This window comes from Streptomyces sp. NH27 (assembly GCF_056859195.1).
On record NZ_JACEGK010000592.1, the window covers coordinates 1 to 4,613 of the forward strand.

The following is a 4,613-nucleotide window of genomic DNA, read 5'->3' on the forward strand; positions in this document are numbered from 1 at the left end:
GGCGACCAGACCGTCGTACGCCCACAGGGTGCGGCCGACCGCGCCGACCGGCTCGCGCGGGTCGGGGTTGCCGACGGAGTGGCTGGACACCTCGCCGTTCGGGAAGGACATCAGGAAGGCGAGCACCGCGCTGGGCGGCTCGATCATCGACGCGCTGAGCTGCACCTGCCGGTCGCGGGCGGTGTTGGCGTCCGGGCTGCGCAGGAGCTGGTGCAGCACGTTGACGGTGGCCTCGGTGGCGCCCGCCACCACACCGAGCCACGGCCGCCACTCGCTGTGCCGGGCCAGCACGGTCGCCGCGTAGGAGTGGTCGGGGTGCGCGCGCAGGTGGTCGGCGAGGGCCAGCAGATGGGCGGCGTCGCCGTCGGCGGCGTACCGCACCCCGAACACGGCCGGACCCGCCTGCGGGTCGTCCGGGCGTGCCGCGGCGGCCCGTTCGGCCCACGGCAGGCCCTGCGCGGCCCGCCCGGTGGACGCGTACAGCTCGGCGATGTCGACCATCAAGGACAGGTCGGTGGCGTCCCTGGCGATCTCCTCGCGCCACACCCGCAGCGCGTCGTCGGGCCGCCCGGCCGCCCGCAGCGCGTAGCCGAGCATGATGCTGGGGACGTGGTCCGGCCGGAGCCGGTGCGCCCGCTCGGCCCAGGCCACCGCCTGGTCGGTGTCGCCGATCCGGCGGGCGAGCGCCGAGCCGATCGCGGCCAGCTGCGCGTCGTGCGGGTGGTGTTCGACCACGGCGGCGACGAGTTCGTGGAAGGGCCGTATCGCCTCGCGGCCCGGTTCGGGCAGCGGTTCGGGCAGCGCGGTGACCATGTGCGCGAGCGCCCGCGTCATCAGGTCGGCCGACAGCAGCGCGGGCAGCGCCTCCTGGGTGAGCCAGGCGACGTGCGCCCACGGGTGGTCGTAGCGGGCCCGGATCGCGCCCGCGATCAGCAGCACCGCCTCGCCCCACTCCTCGCAGGCGGCGAGCAGGTGCGCACGGCAGACCACCGCGCCGACGAACGACCGGTCCGGCGGGAAGAACACCAGGGCCGCGGCCGGTCCGCCGGCCCGCCCGGCCAGTTCGGTGAGCGCCTCGTGCGCGTCGGGCAGCCGCGGATCGGCCGCGAACGCGCTGCCCAGATGGTCGGCGGCGTGCGTCAGGTCGCCGCTGTCCATGATCAGCCGGGCCAGCGCCACCTCGCCCTCCGCGGCCAGCCGTTCCTCGCCGCCGTCCCGGTACGGGTCCTCGCCGTGCGTGTGCCGTTCGTCCATCTGCCCCCACCCCTCGGTCCCGCGTGGGCCCCGCACCCGGCCGGCGTCCCGGGGCGCACCATCGGCCACGCCCCCCGGCGTTGCCCTGTGCGGTGCCCCGGGCGGTCCTCCGGCCGGTGCGCGCCGACGATGCCGCCAGTGCCGACGGTATTACCCGGCCGCCGTGCCGCGGCACCGGGGGGACGGCACCGTGACCCGCCGCACGCCGACACGGAGCGGTATGAGGTGGACGCCGGGGGCCGGGCGCGGTATCACTGAGGGGTGGAGACGAACACGCGTTCGAAAATCAGGGAGCAGGCCATGCCACGCCCCGACCACATCCGCGCCCTGCACACGGCGCTGCTGACCGCCCTGCGCGGACTGCCGGTCTTCCCGCTGTCCCGCACGAAACTTCCCGCCGTCCGCTCCCCGCACCGCGACGAGCCCCGGGTCACCGACTGCCGCGGCGCCTGCGGCCGCCCCGGCCACGGCGTGCACGACGCGACCACCGACCCCGACCGCATCCGCGCCCTGTTCGCCCTCGCACCCTGGGCGACGGGTTACGGCATCGCGTGCGGCCGCGCCCCGCACTACCTCGTGGGGCTCGACCTCGACGTCAAGCACGGCACGGACGGTATGGCCGCGCTGCGCGCCCTCGCCGAGCGGCGCGACTTCGCCATGCCGCGGACCGTCACCGTCCTCACCCCCAGCGGCGGTCGCCATCTGTGGCTGACCGCGCCCGGCCCGGTGCCCAACTCCGCCGGCCGGCTCGCTCCCGGCATCGACATACGCGGCGCCGGTGGCTACGTGGTCGGCCCCGGCTCCCGTACCGTCGCCGGCCGCTACCTCCTGGAGCCCGGTACCGCCCAGCACCCCCTGGCCCCGGCGCCGCCCGCCCTCCTGCTGCTGGCCGCGCCGCCCGAGCCGCCGAGCCGCGGACCCGCCCCGCCGGCCCCGCGCCATCCGGCCGAGAAGCGCGCCGCGGCCCTGATCCGCTTCGTCCTGGACTCCCAGGAGGGTGAGCGCAACGGCCGCCTCTTCTGGGCGGCTTGCCGCGCCTACGACGCCGGTCTCGGCGACGCGCTGGCCCCGGCTCTGGTGACGGCCGCGGTCCACACCGGATTGAGCGAACGCGAAGCGGCGGCCACCGTCGCCTCCGCGGGCCGGCTGCGGGCGTCCGCGGAGTCCTGACGGGGCCCTGGCGCGAAGCGGCCGTCGGGCGCCGCGGGAGAAGCCGTACGCGCCCATGCTGCGCCCGAGCGCCGGAAGCCCGGATGGGAACGGGCGTTCTCCCGCGCCAGCGCCGCTGTCGGGGAGAGTGCCCGGAGCCGGACTTGAACCGGCACGCCCTCAAAGGGCAGCGAGGTTTAAGCTCGCCGTGTCTGCGTTCCACCATCCGGGCCGGCGGGGCGCAGAGAAAAGCGTATCCGGGTTGGGAGACGTGAACAGGGCGTCTAAGTGGCCATGTTGTCTTATTTTAGGGGTTACTGACGTGCGGTCAGGGCGCCGCCTGCGGTCCCGTCGCACCACAGGCGGCTTCCCAGCAGCATCGGACCTCACGCACAAGTGACGTGAAATCGCTCTCCGCAACCGGAGTTCGGGCTGCTCGAACGGCCGTCGAACGCGTTACGACAGCCACGCCGAACGGGTGGCGGGCAGACCGGCCCGGCCGACCGGGTCGGTGCGCACCGCCATCACCTGGTTGACGCCGATGCGGTTGCGTTCGAAGGACAGCGCGGACGCGGCCATGTAGAGCCGCCACACCCGGGCCCGGCCGGCGCTGGTCACGGCGACCGCCTCCTTCCAGTGCGCCTCCAGGTTCGCCACCCAGGTGCGCAGGGTGCGCCCGTAGTGCTCGCGCAGCGCCTCCACGTCGCGCACCTCGAAGCCCGCCTCCTCCAGCCGGCCCACCGTGGCGCCCACCGGGGAGAGTTCGCCGTCGGGGAAGACGTAGCGGTCGATGAACTCGTCGATCCGGTACTTCTCCTCGCTGCGCAGCGGGCGGCGGGCGATCTGGTGGTTCAGCAGCCGGCCGCCGGGCTTGAGCAGGGCGTAGAGCGTCCGCGCGTACTCCAGGTAGCGCGCGCTGCCGACGTGTTCGGCCATCCCGATCGACGAGATCGCGTCGTACGGGCCGTCCTCGACGTCGCGGTAGTCCTGCACCCGGATCTCGATACGGTCGGCGAGCCCGGCCTCCGCGATCCGCTTGCGGGCGAACGCGGCCTGCTCCACGGACAGGGTGATGCCGGTGGCCCGCACTCCGTAGTGCCGGGCGGCGTGCAGCACCAGGGAGCCCCAGCCGCAGCCGACGTCCAGCAGTCGCTGCCCCTCGTGCAGCCCCAACTTGCGGCAGACGAGGTCGAGTTTGGCGTACTGCGCCTGCTCCAGGGTGATCCCGGCGGCGCCGACCGGATCGGTGCCCTGGGCGGAAGCGCCGGCCACCGAGTCCGCGCCGGCGGCGGCCACGGCTCGCGCTTCGGCGGTGCCGGCGCTCGCCTCGGCGGCGCCGAGATCGGAGTCGGCCCACAGCGCGCAGGAATAGACCATGGACGGGCCCAGCACGATCTCGTAGAAGGCGTTCCCGACGTCGTAGTGGTGGGCGATGGCCTCCTTGTCGCGGCGCCTGGTGTGCGCGAGGCCGGCGCGGCGACGTACCTCCTCGGGCGGCGGGGACGGCGGAAGCCAGGGGCCGGCCAGGGACAGCACGCTGCGGAGCAGCCGATAGGTCGCCGGGTCGCGCAGGGCTTCCGCCGCCTGGCGCACGCTCTCGCTGCGGCCGGCCGCGGGATCGGGTTCGCCGCGTTCCCAGATCAGCCCGGAGAGCGTGTCGAGCGCGGTGTAGAGGTCGCCGTCGACATCGAGGTCGCCGGCCACCCACGCTCTGGCCAGGCCGAGTTCGCCCGGCCGCCACAGCAACCGGCGCAGTGCCCGGCGCTTCCTGAAGACGAGCGCGGGTGCGCCGACCGGTCCGGCCTCGCTGCCGTCCCAGGCGCGCACGCGCAACGGGAACGGGCCGGGGAGAACGTGTTCGGCGATTTCGAGGATGCGATGAGCCGCGTCAGCCATGAATCCGAGCGTACGACTGAAAATCGCACTTGAGGCGCCTGACGCGGAAATCTACGTTGCGGATACACGCAGTTGGGTCGGAAGGGGCGGAATGCCCGTCGGCCGGGCGCGTCGTCGCCCGTCGGGAGGGGCGCCGGGCGACGGGCGGCGGAGCATCCGGAACGGGCCCGGGCGGCCACGCGGAGGCGGTCCGGGCGGGGCACGGAAGGGAGTTGGGGCCGCGCGCCGAAGGGAGCTCGGGCGGGCACGCCGGGCGGGCATGACGGAAAAGGCTCGAACGGAACGTGCCGGGACGGGTTCGGGCGGGGCATGCC

Annotated in this window: 3 protein-coding genes and 1 tRNA gene; 1 reads left to right on the top strand and 3 read right to left on the bottom strand. The window is 74.7% G+C overall.

The window, feature by feature from the left end; translation table 11 throughout:
- The coding region (locus AC13HU_RS32615; RefSeq protein WP_483045594.1) for a hypothetical protein at positions 1-1,254 on the bottom strand (1,254 nt) is incomplete at its 3' end.
- A 300-nt stretch (positions 1,255-1,554) separates the two neighbouring features.
- On the opposite strand from AC13HU_RS32615, the gene AC13HU_RS32620 reads away from it, so the two are divergent.
- Complete coding sequence (locus AC13HU_RS32620; protein ID WP_483045595.1) at positions 1,555-2,424, top strand: bifunctional DNA primase/polymerase; 870 nt, start codon at positions 1,555-1,557, stop codon at positions 2,422-2,424.
- A 128-nt stretch (positions 2,425-2,552) separates the two neighbouring features.
- Here the strand turns inward: AC13HU_RS32620 and AC13HU_RS32625 are convergent.
- A tRNA-Leu gene (locus AC13HU_RS32625) sits at positions 2,553-2,635 on the bottom strand.
- A gap of 224 nt (positions 2,636-2,859) precedes the next feature.
- Positions 2,860-4,299, bottom strand: a complete 1,440-nt coding sequence (locus AC13HU_RS32630) for a class I SAM-dependent methyltransferase (protein WP_483045596.1) — start codon at positions 4,297-4,299, stop codon at positions 2,860-2,862.
- Between the last annotated feature and the right edge of the window lie 314 nt (positions 4,300-4,613).